We start from the raw sequence: 21413 nt of genomic DNA on the forward strand, positions 1-21413 counted from the left end.
CCTCGTGGTTGCGTCCCGGGTCGCCCGGTGCGTACCTTTCCGCGGTGACCAAGATCGAGGTGAACGGCGCCCTGCTCGCGTACGACGACACCGGCAGCGGCACACCCGTCGTCCTGCTGCACGCCGGCATCGCCGACCGCCGGATGTGGCGGGAGCAGGTCGGCCCGCTGGCCGCGCGGCACCGGGTGATCGCCCTCGACCTGCGCGGCTACGGGGACTCCGAGCTGCCGCCTACCCCGTTCGCCCACCACGACGACGTGGCCGGACTGCTCGACGCGCTCGACATCCCCCGGGCCGCCCTGGTCGGCTGCTCGTTCGGCGGCGCCGTCGCCATCGACACCGCGCTGGCCCACCCGGAGCGGGTGAGCGCGCTCGCCCTCCTCGGCACCGCCGCCTCGGGCCACGAATGGTCGGACGAGGCGAACGACCTCTGGGAGAGCCTGGTGGGCGAGGTCGACCCGGAGGACTTCGCCGCCAGCGCCGCCGGCGAGGTGCGCTTCTGGGTGGTGGGCCCGGGCCGCGAGCCCGCCGACGTCGACCCGGAGCTGCTCGCCTTCGCCCGCGAGATGGACCAGCGGGCGCTCGCCGCCGAGTTGGCGCTCAGCGCGGTCGACGTCGCCGAACTCGACCCGCCCGCGATCGCCCGCCTCGGCGAGCTGCGGATGCCCGTCCTGGTCGGCGCCGGCGCGGCCGACGTGCCCGACATCAGCCGCCTCGCCGACCGGATCGCCGCCGCGGCGCCCGACGCTGTCCGCCTGCCCGACGTGCCCGACGCCGGGCACCTGCTGCCGCTGGAGCGCCCCGCCCCGGTCAACGCCGCCCTGTTCGACTTCCTCCCCTGACACCGGCCGCCCGACGCCCCGGCCGAACGGGCACCCACCGGCGCCCACGGCCCCCGGGCGGGGGTGGCTACCAGAGGGGCCGGACGGCGCCGACCGGCAGGCCGCCGCCGAAGAGCGGCAGCTCGGCGTACTCGGTCAGCACCGGCGCGTCCAGCCCGAGGCGACGCAGGGCGGAGACCAGCACCGGCATCCGGGCGCGACCCGCGCCGTCGTCGATCTTGAGGGCGACCGCGCCGGCCCCGGGCACCGCCGCCGCGAGGACCCCCTCGGCGCCGATCTTGGCGAGCAGCCCGGGCACGCCCCGCATGAGCCGGCTGTCCTCGGCCCGGGTCCCGCCGACCAGGTCCGGATGGGCGCGCATCGCGTCGGCCACCGTCCGCGGCACGGAGCCGGGCTCCGCCGAGACGAGCCGGAGGTACGCCCCGGCGAGGCCGGTCAGCGAGACGGCGAGCACCGGGGCGCCGCAGCCGTCCACCCCGACCGCCGCAGCCGGCTCGCCCGTGAACTCCTCCACCGCGTCCCGCAGCCGCTGCTGCAACGGGTGCTCCGGGCGCCAGTACCCGTCGAGCGGCCAGCCGGCGGCCAGGCAGGTCAGCAGCATCCCGCTGTGCTTGCCGGAGCAGTTCATCTGCGTACGGGTGGGGCCGCCGCCGGCCCGCAGGACGGCCGTCCGCGCCTCGTCGCCCACGGGCAGGTCCGGCGGGCAGTGCAGGGCCGACTCGTCCAGCCCGGCGCGGGCGAGCAGCGCCCCGACCCGGGCCAGGTGGAACTCCTCCCCGGCGTGGCTGGCCGAGACCAGCGCCACGTCGGCGGGGTTGGCCAGCGTCAGCCCGGCGCGGAGCATCCCGACCGTCTGCATCGGCTTGTTGGACGAGCGCGGGAAGACCGGGGAGGTCACGTCCCCGGCGCCGGCCACCGTCTGCCCCGAGGCGTCGAGCACCACCACCGAGCCCCGGTGCACGCCCTCGACGAACCCCGACCGGACCACCTCGGCGAGCGGCGCGCCGCCCTCGTACGTCTTTCCCACAGGGTGGACGGTACCGGCACCTCCGGCAGCGGTCGGCGGGCGGGTGAGCAGGTCGTCGACGACCCGGTGTACAGCAGTGCCGGCCCGGGTTGCCGCTTACCGCCCGGCGGCCGGCACGCCGAGCAGTTCGCGCGCCTCGGCGGTGGTCAGCGGCGGCCGCTGGGCGAGCTGGGCGAAGCCGACCGCCCGGGCGACGAGCTGCATGTTGGACTCGACCGGGCGGCCCTTGGCGTAGGTCACCGTGTCCTCCATGCCGACCCGCAGGTGCCCACCCGCCGAGAGCGAGGCCAGCATGACCGGGATGGTGCTGCGGCCGATGCCGGTGGCCGAGAAGGTGGTGCCCTCGGGCAGGTCGCGCAGCGCCTGATGGGCGGCGACCAGGGCCGGGGTGGTGCCCGGCATGCCGCCCGGTACGCCCATCACGAAGTCGACGTGCACGTGCCCGCCGGCCGGCAGGCCGTACTTGCCGAGCAGCCGTTGCAGGGCCGTCAGGTGGCCGAGGTCGAAGATCTCGTACTCGGGCACGATGCCGCGCTCCTGCATGCGGGTGTGCAGGTCGACGATGAACTCCCACCGGTTGAGGAAGACGTCGTCGCCGAAGTTGAGGGTGCCCATCGTGCAGGAGGCCATGTCCGGCCCGGCGTCGAGCACGGCGAGCCGGTCGGCCTCCGGGTCGGTCACCGCGCCGCCCGAGGAGAGCTGCACGATCAGGTCGGTGGCCTCCCGCAGCGCCGCCACGGTCTCCCGCAGCCGGCCCTGGTCCAGGGTGGGCCTGGCCTCGCCGTCGCGGATGTGGACGTGGATCACGGCGGCGCCGAGCGCCTCGCACTCCTTGGCGGTCAGCAGCAGCTCGTCGAGCGTCACCGGCAGCGCCGGCACCTCGGCCTTGGCCGACTCCGCGCCGGTGGGGGCAACCGTGATCAACGTCCCTGTCGTCATGCCCGGATCCTAGACCGAGGCCAGCGAGCCAGTCGACCGGAACTTTTCCGGCCTCAGCCCAGCTAAACAGAGATTCTTTCGCCGACGGGCGGTCAGGCCGGATCGATCGCGGCGGCGGTCTCCCCCACCAGGAGGCGGGCGTCGTCGGCCACGTTGCGCTTGACCACGGCCAGCGCGACCTGGCCCAGCTCGTGGTGGTGCACGGCCGTGCCGACGAAGCCGACCGCCCGGCCGTCGAGGGTCACCGGCGTGCCGGCGACCGGCGGCTGGTCGGTGGTCACCCCGTCCAGGTGCAGCAGTACGAGCCGACGCGGCGGCCGGCCCATGTTGTGCACCCGGGCCACGGTCTCCTGGCCCCGGTAGCAGCCCTTGTCCAGATGCACGGCCGGGGCGACCAGGTCCACCTCGGCCGGGATGGTCCGGTGGTCGGTGTCCACCCCGACCCGGGGCCGTCGGGCGGCCACCCGCACCGCCTCGTACGCCCACAGCCCGGCGACCGGCACCCCGTTGCCCCGCAGCTGGGTGACCACCTGCTCCATCGCGGCCCGGGGCACCAGCAGGTCGACGCCGAGCGGGCCCCGGCGGGCCCAGCCGCCCACGGGCAGCGGGCGCACGTCGTACAGCGCGGTCGGCCGTGGCGGCAGCTCGCCGGAGCGGAACTTCGGACCCGGCACCGCGACCACGTCGGGCGCGGCCAGCCCGGTCACGCCGAGCGTCTCCACCGCGGCGGGCGCCTCCGGCCCGACCAGGGAGAGCAGCGCGTGCTCGGGCGTCACGTCGCGCGGCTCGACCTTGCTGAAGAACCGCATCCGCTCCAGGTACGCCAGCAGGGCCGTGGTGGCGCCCGGCTCGGTGTCGAGCCAGGTGGTGATGCCGTCCTCGGCGACCATCGCGTGTTGCTCGACGTGCCCGTGCGGGGAGAGCACCAGCAGCTCGGTGCCCTGGCCGGCGCCGAGCTGCGCGAGGTGCTGGCTGGTGAGGGTGTGCAGCCAGCCGATCCGCTCCTCGCCCGGCACCGCGACGACGCCCCGGTGCGACCGGTCGACCAGGCCGACCGCCGTGTCGAGGGTGCGCTGCTCGCGCATCGGGTCGCCGTAGTGCGCCGCCACGCCCCGCACGCCGGCCGCCGCGTGCGCCGGCTCGGGCTGGTCCCGGCTGGCCTCGTCGATGCTCTCGACGCTCACCGCACCCGCGATGTCGATCATTTCCGGTCCCCGTTCTCGCAGCGGACGCAGACGCCGAAGAACGAGACGTGGCCGATGTCCACCCAGAACCCCCGCTGGCTCGCCAACTGGTCGGCCAGCGGGCGCAGCAGCTCCGGATCGATCTCGTCGATCGCGCCGCAGTCCCGGCAGACAAGGTGGACGTGCTGGTCCTCGCCGGCCGCGTGGTAGGTCGGCGAGCCGTGCGAGAGGTGGGTGTGGGTGACCAGGCCGAGCCGTTCCAGCAGCTCCAGCGTGCGGTAGATGGTGGTGATGTTGACCCCTGCGGCCACCTCCCGGACGGCTGTGTGCACCTGCTCCGGGGTGGCGTGCCCCAGCTCCAGCACGGCCTGGAGAATCAACTGCCGTTGCGCCGTCAGCCGTAGCCCACGGGCGCGGAGCATTTCCGCGAGGGAGGATTCGGACACCGTCCGATCATAGTTCGCCGCGCCCGCGCGCCGCCGGTGTCGACCGGTCCGCCGCTAGGCTCGGCGGTCATGGTGGCGTCGAGGATCGCCGTGCCGGGGCGCGGGCTGGTGCCGCCCGGGGAGCCGGTGCTGCGCGGCGACGACCGGGGCGTGCTGCACGGCGACGGGCTCTTCGAGACGATGCACCTGCGCCACGGGCGGCCGTGGCTGCCCGACGCGCACCTGGCCCGGCTCGCCCGGGCGGCGGCGGCCGTCGAGCTGACGCTGCCCGCCGCCGACGTGCTGGCCGAGCTGCTGGACGCCGTCCGCGCCGGCTGGCCCGCCGAGGTGGAGGGGGCGCTGCGGCTGGTCTGCACCCGGGGCCCGGAGGGCGGCCCGTCCACCGGCTACGCCATGCTGGGTGAGGTGCCGGCGGCGGTCCGGGCGGCACGCCGGGACGGGATCACCGTGGCGACCCTGCCGCTCGGCGTCGCGGCGCGGGCCCGCGCCGAACTCGACTGGCTGCCGGCCGGGGTCAAGTCCACCTCGTACGCGGTGAGCACCGCCGCCCGCCGCTGGGCCGCCCGTGCCGGCGTGGACGACGCGCTCTGGGTCTCCTCCGACGAGTACGCGCTGGAGGGGCCCACGGCCAGCCTGGTCTGGCTGACCGGTGACACCCTCCGCACGGTGCCCGCCGCCGAGACCGGCATCCTGCCGGGCGTGACCGCCGCCTGGCTCCTCGCGCACGCCCACGAGCTGGGTCTGCGCGCCGAGGAGCGCCTGGTCACCCCGGCCGAGCTGCGTACCGCCGACGGCGTCTGGCTCAGCTCGTCCGTCCGTGGCCTCGCGGAGATCCGCACCCTGGACGCCGTCCCGCTGCGCCGCTGCGCGCGTACCCCCGCCCTCCAGGCGCTCCTGGGCTTTCCCCGCCCGTGACGCCGGGGAGGGTCAGCCGGCCACCCGGGTGAGGCGGGCGGAGAGGTGGGGGGAGAGGGAATGGCCCACGGCCGCCATCTCCTGGGCGTAGAGCAGGGCGCCCTCGACGATGCCGAAGAGGCGGTGACCGGCGGTGACCTCCTTGGCGGTCGCCGTGCGGACCACCGCGTCGGTGACGAACTCGATCTGCGTGCCCTTGCGCTTGCCGATGTGCAGCTCCATCACCCCGGTCGGCACGGTCATCAGCGCTTCCAGCTCGTCGGTGACCCGGTCGCCGTCCAGCACCGGCCGCCACCAGCCGACCTCGCGACCCGCCGGGCGGACCGGGCGGCTCTGCTCGTCGAGGAGCCAGGCGCGGGACTCGTAGAACAGGAACGGCCGGCCGTCGTGGCTGATCCGGATCTCCTGCGCGAAGTCGAAGTCCTCGATGGTGGGGAAGCCGCCCCGTCCCCGGCCGCGCCACACCCCGACGTACGGCAGCAGGCCGTCCAGCGTGGGGTGCAGCTTCGGGCCGACGCGCAGGTCGTGGCTCTCCTCGTAGGGGTACGGGTCGACCGGCGGCGCGTTCAGCCACGGCGGTGGCTGCAGGGGGTTCTCGTCGCTCACCAGCGTCCTCTCGATATGCGTACGGCCAGGTAGACCAGGCCACCGGCGAGCGCGCCCAGGCCGGCGACCAGCAGGCTGACGAACCCGATCTCGGTAACCATCGTGACCATCCTATGCTGGGCCCCATGGCCCGCACTCTCGTCGTCAAGGCCACCGCCGGCGCGGACGCCCCGGAGCGGTGCGCGCAGGCATTCACCGTCGCCGCCACCGCGGCCGCCGCCAACCTGCACGTGTCGCTCTGGCTGACCGGGGAGTCGACCTGGTTCGCGCTGCCCGGCCGCGCCCAGGAGTTCGAGTTGCCGCACTCGGCCCCGCTCGCCGAGCTGCTGCACGTGATCCTGACCACCGGCACGGTGACCGCCTGCACGCAGTGCGCGGCGCGGCGGGACATCGGGCCGGACGACGTGCTGCCGGGCGTCCGCATCGCCGGTGCCGCGGTCTTCGTCGAGGAGGCGACGGCCGAAGGGGCCCAGGCCCTGGTCTACTGAGCGCCGCCCCGCCGATACCGGCCCGACGGGTCGGGCAAATGCCTACGATTCGGGTGTGACCGAGGCGACGGAGCGATTCTTCGAATCACTGCCGGCGCGCGCCCCGGACGTGCTGGTCAGTCCGGTCAGCGGGACGATGCAGATCGACCTCGCGGAGGGCGGCCAGACGGTGCACTGGCTGGTCCACCTACGTCCGGGCGAGGTCGAGGTGAGCCGCAACCGGGGGCCCGCCGACGCGATCTGGTACACCAGCGCGGATTTGTTCGACCGGCTCGTCACCGGCCGGGCCCAGGCGATCTCGTCGGTGCTGCGCAACGAGAGCAGCTTCAGCGGCGACGTCGTGCTCTTCCTGCTGTTCCACCGGTTCTTCCCCGACCCGCCCGGCACCCGGGACCCCCGCGCCGTCGCCCGCGAACAGGCCGGGCGGCTGCGGTGAAGCAACTGGTCAGCATCCTGGACGGCAACACCTTCCTGGTCAGCGACAACCGCGGTGACATCGAGCCGTCCCTCGACTTCCCGACGGGGCTCTTCTCGTTCGACACCCGGCACCTCTCCACCTGGCTGCTGACCCTCGACGGCGAACGGCTGCACGCCCTCTCCGTCGACACCGCGGAGTCCTTCCACACCCGCTTCTTCCTCGTCCCCGGCGAGCCGACGCACTACCTGGACGCGAAGGTCTCGATGATCCGGAGCCGGGCCATCGGCAGCAGCTTCGAGGAGGAACTGACGCTGCTGAACCACTCCGGGGAGGAGATGGAGTTCGTCGTCCACCTCGACATGGCCGCCGACTTCGCGGACCTGTTCGAGATCAAGCACGTCCGGCGCAAGAGGGGCCACACCACCGCCACCGTCGGCGAGAACGAGCTGCGCCTGGCCTACCGCCGGGAGGGGTTCCACCGCGAGACGGTCATCAGCACCAGCGCGCCCGCGCACATCGAGGTCTCCGGCATGACCTACCGGATCCGGATCGGCCCGCGCGGCGAGTGGACGACCCGGCTGCACGTGTCGACCGTCGTCTACGGCGCGCGCGGCGAGGACATCCGGGCCAACCTGCCGCAGTACGGGGGCAGCCGCGGCCCGGACGCGATCCGGGCCGAGCAGGACGAGCTCATCGCCCGGGCACCGAAGCTCGGCTGCGACTGCCAGCCGCTGGCCGGGGCGTACCGGCAGAGCCTCAACGACCTGGCGGCGCTGCGCTACGAGTCGATCACCCTCGGCGTACGCCTGGTGGCCGCCGGCCTGCCGTGGTTCATGACCCTGTTCGGCCGGGACAGCATCATCACCTCGCTCCAGCTGGTGCCCTTCCTGCCGGAGCTGATCCCGCCGACCCTCATGATGCTGGCCGGCCTCCAGGGGCACCGGATCGACGACTTCCGGGACGAGGAGCCGGGCAAGATCCTGCACGAGCTGCGCTACGGCGAGACGGCGGGCTTCGAGGAACAGCCCCACTCGCCGTACTACGGCTCGGCCGACTCGACGCCGCTGTTCGTCATCCTGCTCGACGAGTACGAGCGGTGGACCGGCGACGACAAGCTGGTCCGGGGCCTGGAGGCACAGGCCCGGGCCGCCCTCGCCTGGATCGACACGTACGGGGACCTGCTCGGCACCGGCCACCTCTGGTACCAGACCCGCAACCCGGACACCGGGTTGGCGAACCAGTGCTGGAAGGACTCCTGGGACGCGATCTCGTACCGCGACGGCCGGTTCCCCGGCTTCCCCCGCGCCACCTGCGAACTTCAGGGCTACGCGTACGACGCGAAGATCCGCGGGGCCCGACTGGCCCGGAAGTTCTGGGGCGACCCCACGTACGCCGACCGGCTGGAGCGGGAGGCGGCCGAGCTGAAGATGCGGTTCAACCGGGACTTCTGGATTCCGGAGCGGGAGTACTACGCGCTCGCCCTGGACGCCGACGGCCGGCAGGTGGACGCCCTCACCTCCAACATCGGGCACCTGCTGTGGAGCGGCATCGTCGACGAGTCGCGGGCCGGCCGGATCGCCGAGCACCTGCTGGGGCCGCGGCTCTACTCCGGTTGGGGCGTCCGGACCCTCGCCGACGACCAGGGGCGGTACAACCCCGTCGGCTACCACGTCGGGACGGTCTGGCCGTTCGACAACTCGATCATCGCCTGGGGGCTGTGGCGGTACGGCTTCCGCAAGGAGGCCGGGCAGATCTGCGACGCGATGCTGGCCGCGTCCCGGTACTTCGACGGGCGGCTGCCCGAGGCCTTCGCCGGCTACGAGCGGGCCCTCACCGACTACCCGGTGGAGTACCCCACCGCGTGCAGCCCGCAGGCCTGGTCGGCGGGCACGCCGCTGCTGCTGCTCCGGGTGATGCTGGGGCTGGAGCCGCAGGGCGACCACCTGATCATCGATCCCGCCGTGCCGGAGGGGATGGGACGGGTCGAGCTGCTCGACATCCCCGGCCGCTGGGGCCAGGTCGACGCCCTGGGCCGCAGCCGCACCCCGCACGACCACCCGCGCAGCCGCTGACCCGCTCGCTCCTCAGGCGGGGCAGCCGGTGTTGACCGAGACGACGACCTGGTCGCCCGAGAGGTCGGCGACGACGGTGACCGGGCCACGGCGGTAGGCGTACGCCTGCGAGTCGTCCAGCACCGGGAGGCGGGTGACAGGGGCCAGGGCGGCGGCCGGGGATGCGGGGGCCGGAACGCCGACGGAGCGCACGGAGCGGGCGGTGCCACCGCCGCCGGGGCAGGGCGCGGTGACCACCCGTTCAGGGGCTTGACCGGCCGGAGCCCCGAGGGCCCGGAGCGCCTCCCCGAGGGCGTCCCCCTCCGCACCGGCGGCATCGGCCGCGGGTACGTCGTAGCCGTCGCCCACCGGCCGGCAGCCGGTGTCGACGGTCAGCCGGACCCGGCCGTCACCCGCGATCCCGCCGGAGACGGTGACGAACTCGCCCGCGTCGCCGCGCAACCGGGCGCCGTCCTCCGCCGTCAGCCGGACCCCGGCCCGCCAGTCCGCCGGCAGCCGGTCGGCGACCCGCTCCAGCAGCGTCGCCTCCCCGCCGGCCGCGACGAAGACGTCCACCCCACGCGACAGCTCCGCGCCGTCGGCGAACGGGGTGACGCGGCAGCCCCGGTCGACCTCGGGCGGAGTCAGCACGGCGGTGTCGCCGGCCGCCGCGACCAGCGCGCCTATCGCGCGGTCGACGACGGAACCGGCCTCGGTCAGGGTGCGCTGCTCCCGGACCGTCGGCGGATCGTTGCGCACCGACGTCCAGGTCAGCACCGCCAGCAGCACCGCCCACGCCACCGTGGCGGCGAGCAGCCAGCGCCACCGCCGCCCGGAGGACGTCGGCCGACCGGGACCGGTAGGCGGGGCCTGCCCCGCCGCTTCCACGCCGTTCACGGGGGTCATCGTGTCACGCCGGTCGGCCTGACCCGGAGACGGTCGTGGCCCGCCACCTGGGAAGGCGACGGGCCACGGGCCGATCAGAGCGTGGGGGTCAGGAGGCGACCGTGACGGCGACCTCGTTGATGCCCCGGGCGGCGGTCACGGCGGTGTCACCGTTGCCGTGCCGGGAGAGCGCCCGCAGGGTCCAGGCACCCGGCGCGGCGAAGAACCGGAACTGGCCGGCCGGCGAGGTCACCACCTCGGCGGTGAACTCGCCGGTCGAGTCGAGCAGCCGGACGTACGCGCCCGGAACGGCCTCGCCCGCGTCGGACCGGACGACGCCGGTGATCACGGTTTCCTTCTCCAGGTCCAGGCTCGCGGGCAGCGGGGCGGCCTGGTCGGGGGCTGCGCAGCCGGCAGCGGTGGGTGCGGTCATGGCTCAGGCCTCCCCGGGCTCGTCGCCGAGCGCGACCGGCACGCCGACCAGCGAGCCGTACTCGGTCCAGGATCCGTCGTAGTTCTTCACGTTGCGGTGGCCGAGCAGCTCCTGGAGCACGAACCACGAGTGCGAGGAACGCTCGCCGATCCGGCAGTACGCGATGGTCTCGCGGCTGTCGTCCAGCCCGGCGTCGGCGTAGATCTTGCGCAGCTCGTCGTCGGACTTGAAGGTGCCGTCCTCGTTGGCCGCCTTGGACCACGGCACGCTGATCGCCGTGGGGATGTGCCCGGCCCGCTGCGCCTGCTCCTGCGGCAGGTGGGCGGGGGCGAGCAGCCGGCCGGCGAACTCGTCGGGGCTGCGTACGTCGACCAGGTTCTTGGTGCCGATGGCGGCCACGACCTCGTCGCGGAAGGCCCGGATCGAGGTGTCCGGCTCCTGCGCCACGTACTGCGTCGCCGGGCGGGTCACCGCGTCGCGGACCAGTGGACGGGCGTCGAGCTCCCACTTCTTGCGACCGCCGTCGAGCAGCTTCACGTCGCGGTGGCCGTAGAGCTTGAAGTACCAGTACGCGTACGCGGCGAACCAGTTGTTGTTGCCGCCGTAGAGGATGACGGTGTCGTCGTTGCTGATGCCCCGCTCGGAGAGCAGCGCCTCGAACTGGCTCTTGTTGACGAAGTCCCGGCGCACCTGGTCCTGGAGGTCGGTCTTCCAGTCCAGCTTGATGGCGCCGGCGATGTGGCCGGTGTCGTAGGCCGAGGTGTCCTCGTCGACCTCGACGAAGACGACGCCCGGGGCGTCGAGGTTCTTCTCGGCCCATTCGGCCGAGACGAGTGCGGTGTCGCGACTCATCAGATCACTCCCTGGTGAGGATGAATGGTGAACCAGCACGAGGGCATCGAAAGTCATGACGATCGCACCACGCGCGGGATCCACCGTATGGACGGATCACGGGTTCGTGCGACGGCGCCGCTGCCGGGCGTTGAAAGAGAGCACGGGAGAAGAAAAAAGCCCCTGCGTGCCGGTGGCCGCTAGGCGGCCGAGGACAGCCCCGCCGTCAGATGACGGGGCGACACAGGCAGGTGGCCACGCGGCACAGGTCGACCGCGCGCCGTTTGGTGAGGAGCGTCCCCATGAGCAGGGAGCCTACCAGCCGGGCGCGGGGACACCAGCGGGCCGACCAGCATCCGGGACGCGCTGCGGCGCCCGCCTCCGCGCCCGTCGGATCAGCCGGCGGCGGAGTTGATCGGCACGTTCCTCGCGTCCGCGGTGACGGCCAGCCCCTCGGGCAGCGGCCGGACCTCCCGGACGGCGAGCTGGAACGGCAGCTCGGGCAGGGGCACGTCGATGGAGATGCTGCGGGCGTAGTTGTTCAGCAGGGTCCGGGCCAGCGGCAGGTTCGGCAGGCCGTCGGCGTTCAGGTCGTTGAAGCGCAGCGCCACCTGCCCCTCCTTGCCGACCGTGATCTCGGCGGTGCCGGTCACGGTGAGCCGCTGGCCGAGGATGTCGACCGGGGCGGTGACGGCCAGCCGGCCGTTCTGCTCGCCGAGGGTCAGCCCCGGCCGGTCGAGCAGCTTGGCGAGGCTGTCGTAGCTGATGGTGCCCGTCCCGTCGACCGTCTCGGCGACCACGTCGCCCTGCCCCGAACGGATGGTGTCGAGCGAGGCGCGCACGTTGCGGGCGTCCACGTCGAGCTTCGGCAGCGCGACCGCGTCGCCCCGCACCGAACCCTGCACGTCGCGCAGCGCGATGGAGATGCGCTCGTAGCGGCCGTCGAGCACCTGGGTGAGGAACGGGACCCCGCCGACCTCCACCTCCGGCGGCGAGGACTGTGCCCCCTGCTTGGCGATCTCCTGCCGGACCTGGTCGGCGATGGCCCGCTCGGCCACCCCGACGGCGATCCGGTCGGCCACCACGATCAGGCCGCCCAGGACCAGCAGCAGCACGACGAGGGTGATGAGCACCTTGCGCCCGCGTCGCCGGGGCCGCTCCTCGTACGTGTCGTCGTGCGCCACGCCGCCTCCTGTCGTCAGTGCCGGGGGTGCCGCGGAGCGGCCCACCGGTGGTACCCGATCGGGGAAAAGCTCAATCGCCGCGTCAGAGAACGAGCTTGCACATGGCGTACGCGGCCGGCGCGGCCAGGGCGAAGCCACCGAGTGGCCCCTGCATGTGCCGGGCCACCCACATGGTCGGCGGCTCGCCCGCCATCAGCCGGCCCGCCTCGGCGTACCCGACGGCGAGGTCGGCCAGCACGGCGGTGACCGCCGCGACCAGCCCGATGATCGCGGCGCGGGTCGGGGTGAAGGGCGTCACCAGATAGCTGCCGAGAAGGGCGCTGACCAGCGTGCCGACCATCGCGCCGGCGACCACGCCGGCCGCGCCCCGGGGCACCTGGGGGGCCAGCCGCGGCCACGGCGCGAACGCGTCGGTCAGCCGGGCGACGGTGAGCGCGACCGCGCTGGCGGTGAGGCACACCGTGATGGCCTGGGTGCCCGCCGGGATCCGGCTGAGCACGATCAGGGTGGCGAAGGCGACGACGCCGACCACGATCAGCAGGGTGCTGCCGAGCGAGTCGGTCACCCGCACCCGGTCGACCCGCCGGACGAGCTGGCCGAGCACCCCGAGGGCGAAGCCGCCCGCCGCGACGTAGCCCAGCGGCGCCAGGCCGGCGACCTCCGCCTGCACGGCCGCGGTGTCGGCCGCCACCGCGGCGCCGACGCTGACCGCGGCCACCAGCAGCAGCGCGGGCGGCCGCATGGCCATCGTCCAGGCCAGTACGAAGAGCAACTGCACGCCGAAGATGACGAACGCGAAGGGCAGCCGGTGCCCCGGGCCGGAGGTCTGCGCCCCGAGCACCAGACCGACCCCGAGCAGCGCGGCGAACCCGGCGACGGTCAGCGCGAGCGGGCGGCGCACCTCGACCGGCTCGACCGGTTCCTCGTCCGGCTCGTCGTCCGGTTCGTCGTCGGGCCGGCGGGCGGGCTCGCCGGCCCGCCGGGCGCGACGCGGGCCGCTGCGCTCCCGGCGCTCGCCGTCGTCGTCGGGGGCCGGCCCGGTGCGCGGCGCCGGCGGCTGGCCACGGGACGGGCCGGACGGCCCGGGGCGGGGCCCGTCGGGCCACTGGTCGCGGCCGGTCTCGGGCGAGCTGGAGGGAAACACGCCCCGATCGTGCCAGACCCGCCGGCCGGCGCGGGGGTCACGGTTTCGGCAACGTTAAAACCTGGGGCACGATCAGGGGCAAGCCGGGCAAACGGGAAAGGACGCGAAGGTGCGACCGGGGCGATCGGTTACGCTCAAGCCGTTACCCGCCCCGTCAGCGACGCCGGGACCCACGCAAGTTCATCAGCGTCACACCCCGCCACGGAGTGCGCTGGTCGCGCGCGGCCGACGGCCGCCGGGACGGAGGTGATCGTGGAGATCCTGCTGCTGGTGACCGCGCGCGCAGGCGAACCATCCGCAGTGCTGCCGGCGCTCGACCTGCTGCCGCACTCGGTCCGCACCGCGCCACGCGACGTCCGCACCCTGGTCGCGGGCCCCAGTCCGGACGCGGTGCTGGTCGACGCCCGCTCCGAGCTGAGCGAGGCACGGGCGACCTGCCGGATGCTGCACGCCACCGGGCTCGGGGTGCCGCTGGTCGCGGTGGTCACCGAGGCCGGCCTGATCGCGCTCAACGCCGACTGGGGCGTCGACGACGTCATCCTCGCCGCCGCCGGCCCGGCCGAGGTGGAGGCCCGGCTGCGGCTCGCCGTCGGGCGGCTGAGCAACGCCACCTCCGGGGCCGGCGGCTCGATCCGCGCCGGCGAGCTGACGATCGACCCGGACACCTACGCCGCGAAGCTCAAGGGCCGGCCGCTCGACCTCACCTACAAGGAGTTCGAGCTGCTGAAGTTCCTGGCCCAGCACCCGGGCCGGGTGTTCACCCGGGACCAGCTCCTGCGCGAGGTGTGGGGCTACGACTACTTCGGCGGCACCCGCACCGTCGACGTGCACGTCCGGCGGCTGCGCGCCAAGCTCGGCTCCGAGTACGAGTCGATGATCGGCACGGTGCGGCAGGTGGGTTACAAGTTCGTCGTACCGCCCTCGCGGTCCCTGCCGGAGAGCGAGCACGTGCCCCTGCCGGTCTGAACTTCCCCGTTCCTTCGCGGGCGGTTTCGCATATGCCCCTTTTGCACACCTCGTCGGTTCTATTCTGACTGCCGGGTTTGCGACGAAAAGGGGGCGACGGGGTGCGCATCGACCACGGGGGCGGCGACGGATCGACACGAACGGGCCCACTGATCCGGGATCCCTCGGCAGTGCGCACCATCGGCCTCGTCACGGTGGTGGTCGCCGCGCTGCTCGGTTCCGCGTACGCCCTCGGGCGCAGCCTGGTCCCCGACCCGCCGACGTCCCGGTCCAACGTGCCCACCAGCGCCACCGGCCCGCACTACGCCGACCAGCCCCCGACGGAGGAGGCTCCGCGCCACACCCCGGCGGGCGAGCCGAGCACCAGCCCCGCGGAGGCCGGGCAGGACGGCGGCGCCAGCCCCGACGGCACGCCCTCGCCGGGACCGGCCGACGGGCCGTTCGGCACGCAGACCACCAGCGGTACCTCGCTGGTCGCGCTGACCTTCGACGACGGGCCGGACCCGCTGTACACGCCGCAGGTGCTCGCCCTGCTCCGCGCGCACCAGGTGCGGGCCACCTTCTGCGTGGTCGGCGAGAACGCGCAGCGCCACCCGGATCTGATCCGGGCCATCGTGGCCGACGGGCACGCCCTGTGCAACCACAGCTGGAACCACGACGTCAACCTCGGCCGGCGGTCGCCGGCCGTCATCCGGGCGGACCTGCTGCGCACCAGCGAGGCGATCCGGGCGGCGGTGCCCGACGTGCCGATCGCGTACTACCGGCAGCCCGGCGGCGCGTGGACGGGCCAGGTGGTGTCGGTGTCCCACGAGCTCGGCATGACGCCGCTGCACTGGACCGTGGACCCGGAGGACTGGGAGGTGCCGGGAGCCGGCCGGATCGCGGCGACGGTCGTGGCGGGTGTCGTACCCGGGTCGGTCGTGCTGCTGCACGACGCCGGCGGCAACCGGCAGGGCACCGTGGACGCCCTGCACCGCATCCTGCCCGAGCTGACCAGCCGGTTCGAGGTGGAGGCGCTGCCCCACGGGGCGACGTGAGCCGGCCGGCGGACGGCCCGACCACGGGCGTCCGGCGCGGGCGACCCCCACACCGCCCGGCGGCCGACCGAGCGCGACGGCGCCGGGCATCGACCGGACTACGGTGACGTCATGAGCAACCCCGAAGCGAACAGCGTCCGGGTGACCCGGGCCGACCGCCTCAGCCCCACGGAGATCGCCGACGTGACGACCCTGGCACGGGTCGCCGGCGACGCGGACGGGGCAGACCCGTTCGACGAGCACGTCCTGCTCCGGCTGCGCGACCCGGACGCGCCCGCGGTGCACCTGACCGCCCGGGCGGACGACGGCACACTGACCGGGTACGCGCACCTGGACACCACCGACCCCGGCGCGGGAATCGGGGTGGAGTTGGTGGTGCACCCGGCGCACCGGCGGCGCGGGACGGGCCGGGCACTGGCCCGGGGCGTCCTGGCGGCGGCCGACGGCCCGCTGCGGGCCTGGGCGCACGGCGACCACCCCTCGGCCGCCGCGCTCGGCGTCGACCTGGGCCTGCGCCGGGCCCGGGTGCTCTGGCAGCTGCGCCGGCCGCTGACCGCCCCGATCCCCGACCATCCGTTGCCGGACGGGGTGACGCTGCGCGCGTTCCGGCCCGGCGCCGACGACGAGGAGTGGCTGGCGCTCAACGCGCGGGCCTTCGCCGAGCACCCGGAACAGGGTCGCTGGTCCCCCGCCGACCTGCGGGTACGCCTCGCCGAGCCGTGGTTCGACCCGGAGGGCTTCCTGCTCGCCGTCGACGGGTCCACCGGCCGGCTGCTCGGCTTCCACTGGACGAAGGTCCACGAGCGACCCGGCTCGGCCCGGATCGGCGAGGTCTACGTCCTCGGCGTGGACCCGTCGGCCCACCGCGGCGGGCTGGGACGGGCGTTGACCGCGGCCGGCCTGGCGTACCTGCGGGACCGGCGGGACCTGGACCGGGTCATGCTCTACGTCGACGAGTCGAACGCCGCCGCGGTGGCGCTCTACGAACGGCTCGGCTTCGCCCGCTGGTCGGCGCACGTCAACTACCAGTCAGCCTGACGTCGGCGCGGGCCCGGGCCACGACGACCCGGGCCCGCGCCGCGCGCCGCCCGGGAAAATCCCCATACTTCCGACAGCGGCACCCGGGTTCACTTAACGGACAACTCGCCCTCAGCGAGCGGTCACCTGCCCTGCCGCACCTGTTCACTCCACGTTCACTTCCGACCGGCGAACCGGCTACCTGGCGCTCCTAACTTTTAAGTCAGCCGGTGAGCGCCGGTACCCCGGGCCCAAATCCGGGGGCGAAGTCAGACGTGAAGGGAAACCTCTCAGGTGAAGCTCCAGCGGCACGGCACCCTCGCCTGCCTCGCTCTTACCGCGACGCTCGCTCTCAGCGCATGCGGCTCGGACAACAACGAGCCCGCGAGCAGCGCCTCCGCCTCCGGGTCGGCCGCCGCCGACTGCGCCACCGGCACGCTGAACGCCCAGGGCTCGTCGGCGCAGAAGAACGCGATGGACGAGTGGATCAAGGCGTACCAGCAGAAGTGCTCCGGAGCGAAGATCAACTATGAGCCCTCCGGCTCGGGCGCCGGCATCCAGGCCTTCATCGCCGGCACCGCCGACTTCGCCGGCTCGGACTCCGCCCTCAAGGAGGAGGAGCAGCCGCAGGCCAACGCCAAGTGCGTCGGCGGCGCCGCGATCAACCTGCCGATGGTGATCGGCCCGGTCGCCATCGCCTACAACGTCAGCGGCGTGGACAACCTCCAGCTCAAGCCGGCCACCCTGGCGAAGATCTTCGCCGGCAAGGTGACCAAGTGGGACGACCCGGCGATCAAGGCCGACAACCCGGACGCCAAGCTGCCGTCGACCACCATCAACGCGGTGCACCGCTCGGACTCCTCCGGCACCACCGACAACTTCACCGACTTTCTCACCAAGACCGCCGCGGCCGACTGGACCTTCGGCAAGGCCAAGGAGTGGAAGGCCCCGGGCGGCACCGGCGCGGCGAAGTCCGACGGCATGGCCAGCGCCATCAAGGGCCAGGACGGCACCATCGGTTACGTCGAGTGGTCGTACGCCGAGAACGGCGGCCTGAAGACCGCGAAGGTCGGCAACGGCGCGGGCGAGTTCGCCGAGCTGACCGCCGAGTCGGCCGGCAAGACCATCGCCGGCGCCGAGGTGGTCGGCCAGGGCGACGACCTCAAGATGAAGATCGACTACAACACCAAGGAGGCCGGGGCCTACCCGATCGTCCTGGTGACCTACGAGATCGTCTGCACCAAGGGCCTCGCCGCCGACAAGCTCCCGCTGGTCAAGGGCTTCCTCGGCCACGCCGCGAGCACCGCCGGCCAGGCCGACCTGACCGAGCTGGGCTACGCCCCGCTGCCCGAGACGGTCCGCGCCAAGGTCGAGGCCGCGGTCAAGAACCTCGCCTGAGCCGCCGCACCGACACCGACACCACCACCTCAACCCGAAGCGAGCGAGCAGATGGGTGAAACCCCTCACCGCTCGGCCCACGCCGGCACCGGCGGGACGCGCGTGACCGAAGGTCACGACCGGCCCGCCGGTGCCTCGGCGCGTCCGGCCGAGGCACCAGTCAGCACCCGTACGCCGGGCGGAGCCGGCCTGGGCGGCGGCGGCGCGCTGCCCCGGGCCCGGGCGTTCGGCGCCGAACGGGCCTTCCGCGCCCTCACCCTCGCCGCCGGCACCGCCGTCCTCGTCGTCATCGCGGCGATCGCGGTCTTCCTCGTCGCCAAGGCGGTGCCGGCGCTGCGGGCCAACACCGAGAGCTTCTGGAGCTTCGAGGGCTGGTTCCCGAACGACGCGGAGCCCAAGTTCGGCATCGGGGCGCTCGCCTTCGGCACCGTGCTCAGCTCCGCGCTGGCCCTGCTCATCGCGGTGCCGGTGGCCCTGGGCATCGCGCTCTACCTGTCCCACTACGCGCCGCGCCGGCTCGGCACCACGCTGGGCTTCCTGATCGACCTGCTGGCCGCGGTGCCCAGCGTGGTCTTCGGCCTCTGGGGCCGCGACGTCTTCATCAACCCGGTGCGGGACTTCTCCGCCTGGCTGAACACGCACTTCGGTTGGATCCCGATCTTCGGCGGCGACGGCCCGTTCGGGAAGTCCATCATGCTGGGCGCCCTGGTCCTGGCGATCATGGTGCTGCCGATCATCACCTCGCTCTCCCGCGAGGTGTTCACGCAGACCCCGACCGCGAACGAGGAGGCGGCCCTCGCCCTCGGCGCGACCCGCTGGGAGATGATCCGCACCGCGGTGCTGCCGTACGGCCGCCCCGGCATCGTCGCCGCGGTGATGCTCGGCCTGGGCCGGGCGCTCGGCGAGACCATCGCCCTGGCGATGACCCTCGGCATCACCTTCAACATCTCGTTCAACCTCATCGAGAGCGGCGGCAACACCATCGCCGCCAACATCGCCAACACGTTCGGCGAGGCGAACGACACGGGACGGGGCGCGCTGATCGCCTCGGGCCTCGTGCTCTTCGCCATCACGCTGATCGTCAACATCACGGCGCGGGCGATCATCCACCGCCGCCGGGAGTTCACGGAGTCGGCCGCATGACAACCACCGTCACGTCGCACCGCACCCGTCCGCCGGCCCAGCCGCCCACGCTGCGGGCCCGGCGCCTGCCTAGGTACGCCGCGCCGGCCATCGGGGCAGCCGCCCTGCTGGTCGCCGCCGCGTTCGTGTACGGCACCGGCACCGGCGGCCCGGTGCTGGTCGTGGTGGTCGCCGCGCTGCTCTACCTGGCCGGCCTGTTCGCCGCCGCCAACAAGGTCGAGGGGCGGCGGTCGGCCCGCAACCGCAGTTGGAGCGCGCTGATCCACTCCGCGTTCGTGCTGGCCGTCCTGCCGCTGGCCTCGGTGGTCTGGACGCTGGTCAGCAAGGGCGCCGAGCGCCTGGACGCCGACTTCTTCCTCACCTCGATGAACAACATCGGCGCGCGGGACCCGAACGGCGGCGCGTACCACGCGATCGTCGGCACGCTCCAGCAGGTCGGCATCGCCGCCCTGATCACCGTCCCGCTCGGCATCCTCTGCGCGATCTACATCGTCGAGTACGGTCGGGGCCGGTTCGCCGCCGCGATCCGGTTCTTCGTCGACGTGATGACGGGCATCCCGTCCATCGTCGCCGGCCTGTTCGTGCTGGCGTTCTGGGTGCTGATCGTCTCGCCGTGGTTCAACGACGGGCGGCCCAGCTTCTCCGGCTTCGCCGCCGCGCTCGCGCTGAGCGTGCTGATGCTGCCCACCGTGGTCCGCTCCACCGAGGAGATGCTGCGTCTCGTCCCGGCGCCGCTGCGCGAGGGGGCGTACGCCCTCGGCGTGCCGAAGTGGAAGACCATCCTGCGGGTCGTACTGCCGACCGCCCTGCCGGGCATCGTCACCGGCGTCATGCTCGCCATCGCCCGCGCGGCCGGCGAGACCGCCCCGGTGCTGCTCGTCGCCGGCGGCGGCGCGGCGATCAACTTCAACCCGTTCGAGAACAACCAGTCGTCGCTGGCCCTCTTCGTCTACCAGCAGGCCGGCGACGCGTCCCGGTACGCGCCGGCGCGGGCGTGGACGGCGGCACTCACCCTGGTCGCCCTCGTGCTGATCCTGACCGTCGCGGCGAAGCTGCTGGCCCGTCGCAACCGGCTCGGCCGATGAACCCCGGAGGTACCACCACCATGGCCAAGCGCATCGAAGCCTCGAACGTCACCGCCTACTACGGCGCCTTCAAGGCCATCGAGAACATCAACCTGACGGTCGAGCCGAAGACGGTGACCGCCCTGATCGGCCCGTCCGGCTGCGGCAAGTCCACCTTCCTGCGGTCGATCAACCGGATGCACGAGGTGCTCCCCGGTGCCCGGGTCGAGGGCAGCCTCACCATCGACGACCAGGACATCTACGACCGGGACGTGGACGTCACCGCCGTCCGGCGCATGATCGGCATGGTCTTCCAGCGGCCGAACCCGTTCCCCACCATGAGCATCTTCGAGAACGTGGTGGCCGGGCTGCGGCTCAACGGCGTGCGCAGGAAGTCGATCCTGGAGGAGGCGGCCGAGCGGGCGCTCCGCTCGGCCAACCTCTGGGACGAGGTGAAGGACCGGCTGGGCAAGCCCGGCGCCGGCCTCTCCGGCGGTCAGCAGCAGCGGCTCTGCATCGCCCGGACCATCGCCGTCGAGCCGCAGGTGGTGCTGATGGACGAGCCCTGCTCGGCGCTCGACCCGATCTCCACGCTGGCCATCGAGGACCTCATGTTCCAGCTCAAGGACAAGTTCACCATCATCATCGTCACGCACAACATGCAGCAGGCCGCCCGCGTCTCGGACCGGACCGCCTTCTTCTCGATCGAGAAGACCGGCGACCCGGGCCGCCTCATCGAGTACGACAACACGCAGAAGATCTTCAGCAACCCCGGGGTGAAGAAGACCGAGGACTACATCACCGGCCGCTTCGGCTGAGCCGCGAGGCAGTGGCCCCTTCTCCCGCTCTCCCTGCGGGAAAGGGGCCCTTCCCTTCCCGCGCCCGGGCGGCGGCAAGCCCGGCAGCACCCCAGGATCTGCTCTAGAGTCGGGAAACGCCTACGGTCGATGCGGAGGACGGGCATGTCTGAATACCCCCGGTTGCTGCACACCGTGCTCGACAGCACGAACCCACGAGAGCTCGCCGAGTTCTACCGGCAGCTGCTCGGGCTGCAGTACCGACCCGGTGACGAACCACCGACGGACGGGACGGCCGACGACCGGGACTGGCTCGTGCTCAGAGACTCCGACGGAGCGGCCAAGCTCGCCTTCCAACTTGTCGATCGCCTGCCCCGGACCACCTGGCCCCGGCACGACGTGCCGATGCAGTTGCACCTCGATTTCACGGTCCCGGACGCGGCCGAGCTGGAGAGGCAGCGTGAGCGGGCCGAGGCCCTGGGCGCGGAACTCCTGCTCGACCGGACCGACGACCCCGACGAGCCGTTGTACGTGTTCGCGGACCGGTCCGGTCACCCGTTCTGCATCTTCGTGGCCTAGCCTCGCCGGCCCGCGCGCA

General features: G+C 73.3%; 25 protein-coding genes. 13 read left to right on the forward strand and 12 right to left on the reverse strand.

Annotated features, from left to right (window positions below):
- Nucleotides 1–44: 44 nt before the first annotated feature.
- Nucleotides 45–842 (forward strand): alpha/beta fold hydrolase, encoded by a 798-nt coding sequence (locus ACFHW0_RS13350; RefSeq protein ID WP_416607595.1) that lies wholly within the window; start codon nucleotides 45–47, stop codon nucleotides 840–842.
- Between the two features lie 67 nt (nucleotides 843–909).
- Here ACFHW0_RS13350 and ACFHW0_RS13355 read toward each other — a convergent pair whose 3' ends face one another.
- The 4 genes from ACFHW0_RS13355 to ACFHW0_RS13370 all read right to left on the reverse strand — a co-directional run bounded on the left by ACFHW0_RS13355 (nucleotide 910) and on the right by ACFHW0_RS13370 (nucleotide 4438).
- Nucleotides 910–1869 (reverse strand): asparaginase, encoded by a 960-nt coding sequence (locus ACFHW0_RS13355; RefSeq protein ID WP_416607596.1) that lies wholly within the window; start codon nucleotides 1867–1869, stop codon nucleotides 910–912.
- Nucleotides 1870–1965: 96 nt separating this feature from the next.
- Complete coding sequence (locus ACFHW0_RS13360) at nucleotides 1966–2808, reverse strand: 3-keto-5-aminohexanoate cleavage protein (protein WP_416607597.1); 843 nt, start codon at nucleotides 2806–2808, stop codon at nucleotides 1966–1968.
- Between the two features lie 92 nt (nucleotides 2809–2900).
- Nucleotides 2901–4013, reverse strand: coding sequence for a YgfZ/GcvT domain-containing protein (locus tag ACFHW0_RS13365; RefSeq protein ID WP_416607598.1), 1113 nt, complete (start codon nucleotides 4011–4013; stop codon nucleotides 2901–2903).
- Nucleotides 4010–4438 (reverse strand): Fur family transcriptional regulator, encoded by a 429-nt coding sequence (locus ACFHW0_RS13370; protein WP_416607599.1) that lies wholly within the window; start codon nucleotides 4436–4438, stop codon nucleotides 4010–4012. Before ACFHW0_RS13370 ends, ACFHW0_RS13365 begins: the two co-directional genes overlap by 4 nt.
- Nucleotides 4439–4507: 69 nt before the next feature.
- Here ACFHW0_RS13370 and ACFHW0_RS13375 point away from each other — a divergent pair, with 69 nt between their 5' ends.
- Nucleotides 4508–5353 carry an aminotransferase class IV gene (locus tag ACFHW0_RS13375; RefSeq protein WP_416607600.1) on the forward strand — a complete coding sequence of 282 codons (846 nt, stop codon included), beginning with the start codon at nucleotides 4508–4510 and terminating at the stop codon, nucleotides 5351–5353.
- A 12-nt stretch (nucleotides 5354–5365) separates the two neighbouring features.
- On the opposite strand, the gene ACFHW0_RS13380 is transcribed toward ACFHW0_RS13375, so the two are convergent.
- Nucleotides 5366–5959, reverse strand: coding sequence for an FABP family protein (locus ACFHW0_RS13380; RefSeq protein ID WP_416607601.1), 594 nt, complete (start codon nucleotides 5957–5959; stop codon nucleotides 5366–5368).
- Nucleotides 5956–6060 (reverse strand): small membrane protein MtfM, encoded by a 105-nt coding sequence (gene mtfM / locus ACFHW0_RS13385; RefSeq protein WP_267897534.1) that lies wholly within the window; start codon nucleotides 6058–6060, stop codon nucleotides 5956–5958. The genes ACFHW0_RS13380 and mtfM overlap by 4 nt, the downstream gene beginning before the upstream one ends.
- A 12-nt stretch (nucleotides 6061–6072) precedes the next feature.
- Here mtfM and ACFHW0_RS13390 point away from each other — a divergent pair, with 12 nt between their 5' ends.
- Genes ACFHW0_RS13390 through ACFHW0_RS13400 form a run of 3 tightly spaced genes read left to right on the forward strand, consistent with a single transcriptional unit; the run spans nucleotide 6073 to nucleotide 8937 of the window.
- Nucleotides 6073–6447, forward strand: a complete 375-nt coding sequence (locus ACFHW0_RS13390) for a DsrE family protein (RefSeq protein WP_416607602.1) — start codon at nucleotides 6073–6075, stop codon at nucleotides 6445–6447.
- A gap of 55 nt (nucleotides 6448–6502) precedes the next feature.
- A complete protein-coding gene (locus ACFHW0_RS13395; RefSeq protein ID WP_416607603.1) occupies nucleotides 6503–6883 on the forward strand; it encodes an SCP2 sterol-binding domain-containing protein in 381 nt (126 codons plus the stop codon).
- Nucleotides 6880–8937, forward strand: coding sequence for a glycogen debranching N-terminal domain-containing protein (locus ACFHW0_RS13400; protein WP_416607604.1), 2058 nt, complete (start codon nucleotides 6880–6882; stop codon nucleotides 8935–8937). The genes ACFHW0_RS13395 and ACFHW0_RS13400 overlap by 4 nt, the downstream gene beginning before the upstream one ends.
- Before the next feature lie 12 nt (nucleotides 8938–8949).
- On the opposite strand, the gene ACFHW0_RS13405 is transcribed toward ACFHW0_RS13400, so the two are convergent.
- The 6 genes from ACFHW0_RS13405 to ACFHW0_RS13430 form a co-directional block, all read right to left on the reverse strand.
- Entirely contained in the window at nucleotides 8950–9813 is an 864-nt protein-coding gene (locus ACFHW0_RS13405; protein WP_416607605.1) for a hypothetical protein, read from the reverse strand.
- Nucleotides 9814–9910: 97 nt separating this feature from the next.
- On the reverse strand, nucleotides 9911–10234 hold the full coding sequence (locus ACFHW0_RS13410; RefSeq protein ID WP_132230747.1) for a DUF1416 domain-containing protein: 324 nt from the start codon (nucleotides 10232–10234) through the stop codon (nucleotides 9911–9913).
- A 3-nt stretch (nucleotides 10235–10237) separates the two neighbouring features.
- Nucleotides 10238–11086: a sulfurtransferase gene (locus tag ACFHW0_RS13415; protein ID WP_132230746.1), complete on the reverse strand. Its 849-nt coding sequence runs from the start codon at nucleotides 11084–11086 to the stop codon at nucleotides 10238–10240.
- A gap of 205 nt (nucleotides 11087–11291) precedes the next feature.
- On the reverse strand, nucleotides 11292–11369 hold the full coding sequence (locus ACFHW0_RS13420; RefSeq protein ID WP_311202345.1) for an Ms5788A family Cys-rich leader peptide: 78 nt from the start codon (nucleotides 11367–11369) through the stop codon (nucleotides 11292–11294).
- 91 nt (nucleotides 11370–11460) lie between these two features.
- The gene (locus tag ACFHW0_RS13425) at nucleotides 11461–12249 is read right to left on the reverse strand and encodes a DUF2993 domain-containing protein (protein ID WP_121400039.1); all 789 of its coding nucleotides are present in this window, start codon (nucleotides 12247–12249) and stop codon (nucleotides 11461–11463) included.
- An 82-nt stretch (nucleotides 12250–12331) separates the two neighbouring features.
- Complete coding sequence (locus ACFHW0_RS13430) at nucleotides 12332–13393, reverse strand: hypothetical protein (RefSeq protein ID WP_416607606.1); 1062 nt, start codon at nucleotides 13391–13393, stop codon at nucleotides 12332–12334.
- 246 nt (nucleotides 13394–13639) lie between these two features.
- Between ACFHW0_RS13430 and ACFHW0_RS13435 the strand changes: the two genes are divergently transcribed.
- The 8 genes from ACFHW0_RS13435 (at nucleotide 13640) to ACFHW0_RS13470 (ending at nucleotide 21394) form a co-directional block, all read left to right on the forward strand.
- Entirely contained in the window at nucleotides 13640–14359 is a 720-nt protein-coding gene (locus ACFHW0_RS13435; RefSeq protein WP_199729523.1) for a winged helix-turn-helix transcriptional regulator, read from the forward strand.
- A 170-nt stretch (nucleotides 14360–14529) separates the two neighbouring features.
- Nucleotides 14530–15396, forward strand: coding sequence for a polysaccharide deacetylase family protein (locus tag ACFHW0_RS13440; RefSeq protein ID WP_416607607.1), 867 nt, complete (start codon nucleotides 14530–14532; stop codon nucleotides 15394–15396).
- Between the two features lie 111 nt (nucleotides 15397–15507).
- On the forward strand, nucleotides 15508–16434 hold the full coding sequence (gene mshD, locus ACFHW0_RS13445) for a mycothiol synthase (protein WP_416607608.1): 927 nt from the start codon (nucleotides 15508–15510) through the stop codon (nucleotides 16432–16434).
- A gap of 273 nt (nucleotides 16435–16707) precedes the next feature.
- A complete protein-coding gene (gene pstS, locus ACFHW0_RS13450; protein WP_416607609.1) occupies nucleotides 16708–17811 on the forward strand; it encodes a phosphate ABC transporter substrate-binding protein PstS in 1104 nt (367 codons plus the stop codon).
- 51 nt (nucleotides 17812–17862) lie between these two features.
- Nucleotides 17863–18954 (forward strand): phosphate ABC transporter permease subunit PstC, encoded by a 1092-nt coding sequence (gene pstC / locus ACFHW0_RS13455; RefSeq protein ID WP_416607610.1) that lies wholly within the window; start codon nucleotides 17863–17865, stop codon nucleotides 18952–18954.
- Nucleotides 18951–20039: a phosphate ABC transporter permease PstA gene (gene pstA / locus ACFHW0_RS13460; RefSeq protein WP_416607611.1), complete on the forward strand. Its 1089-nt coding sequence runs from the start codon at nucleotides 18951–18953 to the stop codon at nucleotides 20037–20039. The genes pstC and pstA overlap by 4 nt, the downstream gene beginning before the upstream one ends.
- A gap of 20 nt (nucleotides 20040–20059) precedes the next feature.
- Nucleotides 20060–20836 (forward strand): phosphate ABC transporter ATP-binding protein PstB, encoded by a 777-nt coding sequence (gene pstB / locus ACFHW0_RS13465; RefSeq protein ID WP_121400045.1) that lies wholly within the window; start codon nucleotides 20060–20062, stop codon nucleotides 20834–20836.
- A gap of 144 nt (nucleotides 20837–20980) precedes the next feature.
- On the forward strand, nucleotides 20981–21394 hold the full coding sequence (locus ACFHW0_RS13470; RefSeq protein ID WP_416607612.1) for a VOC family protein: 414 nt from the start codon (nucleotides 20981–20983) through the stop codon (nucleotides 21392–21394).
- The last annotated feature ends 19 nt before the right edge of the window (nucleotides 21395–21413 follow it).

Origin of the sequence: Micromonospora sp. LOL_025, from assembly GCF_048060285.1 — a bacterium.
In the GTDB taxonomy this organism is placed as follows: Bacteria; Actinomycetota; Actinomycetes; order Mycobacteriales; family Micromonosporaceae; genus Micromonospora.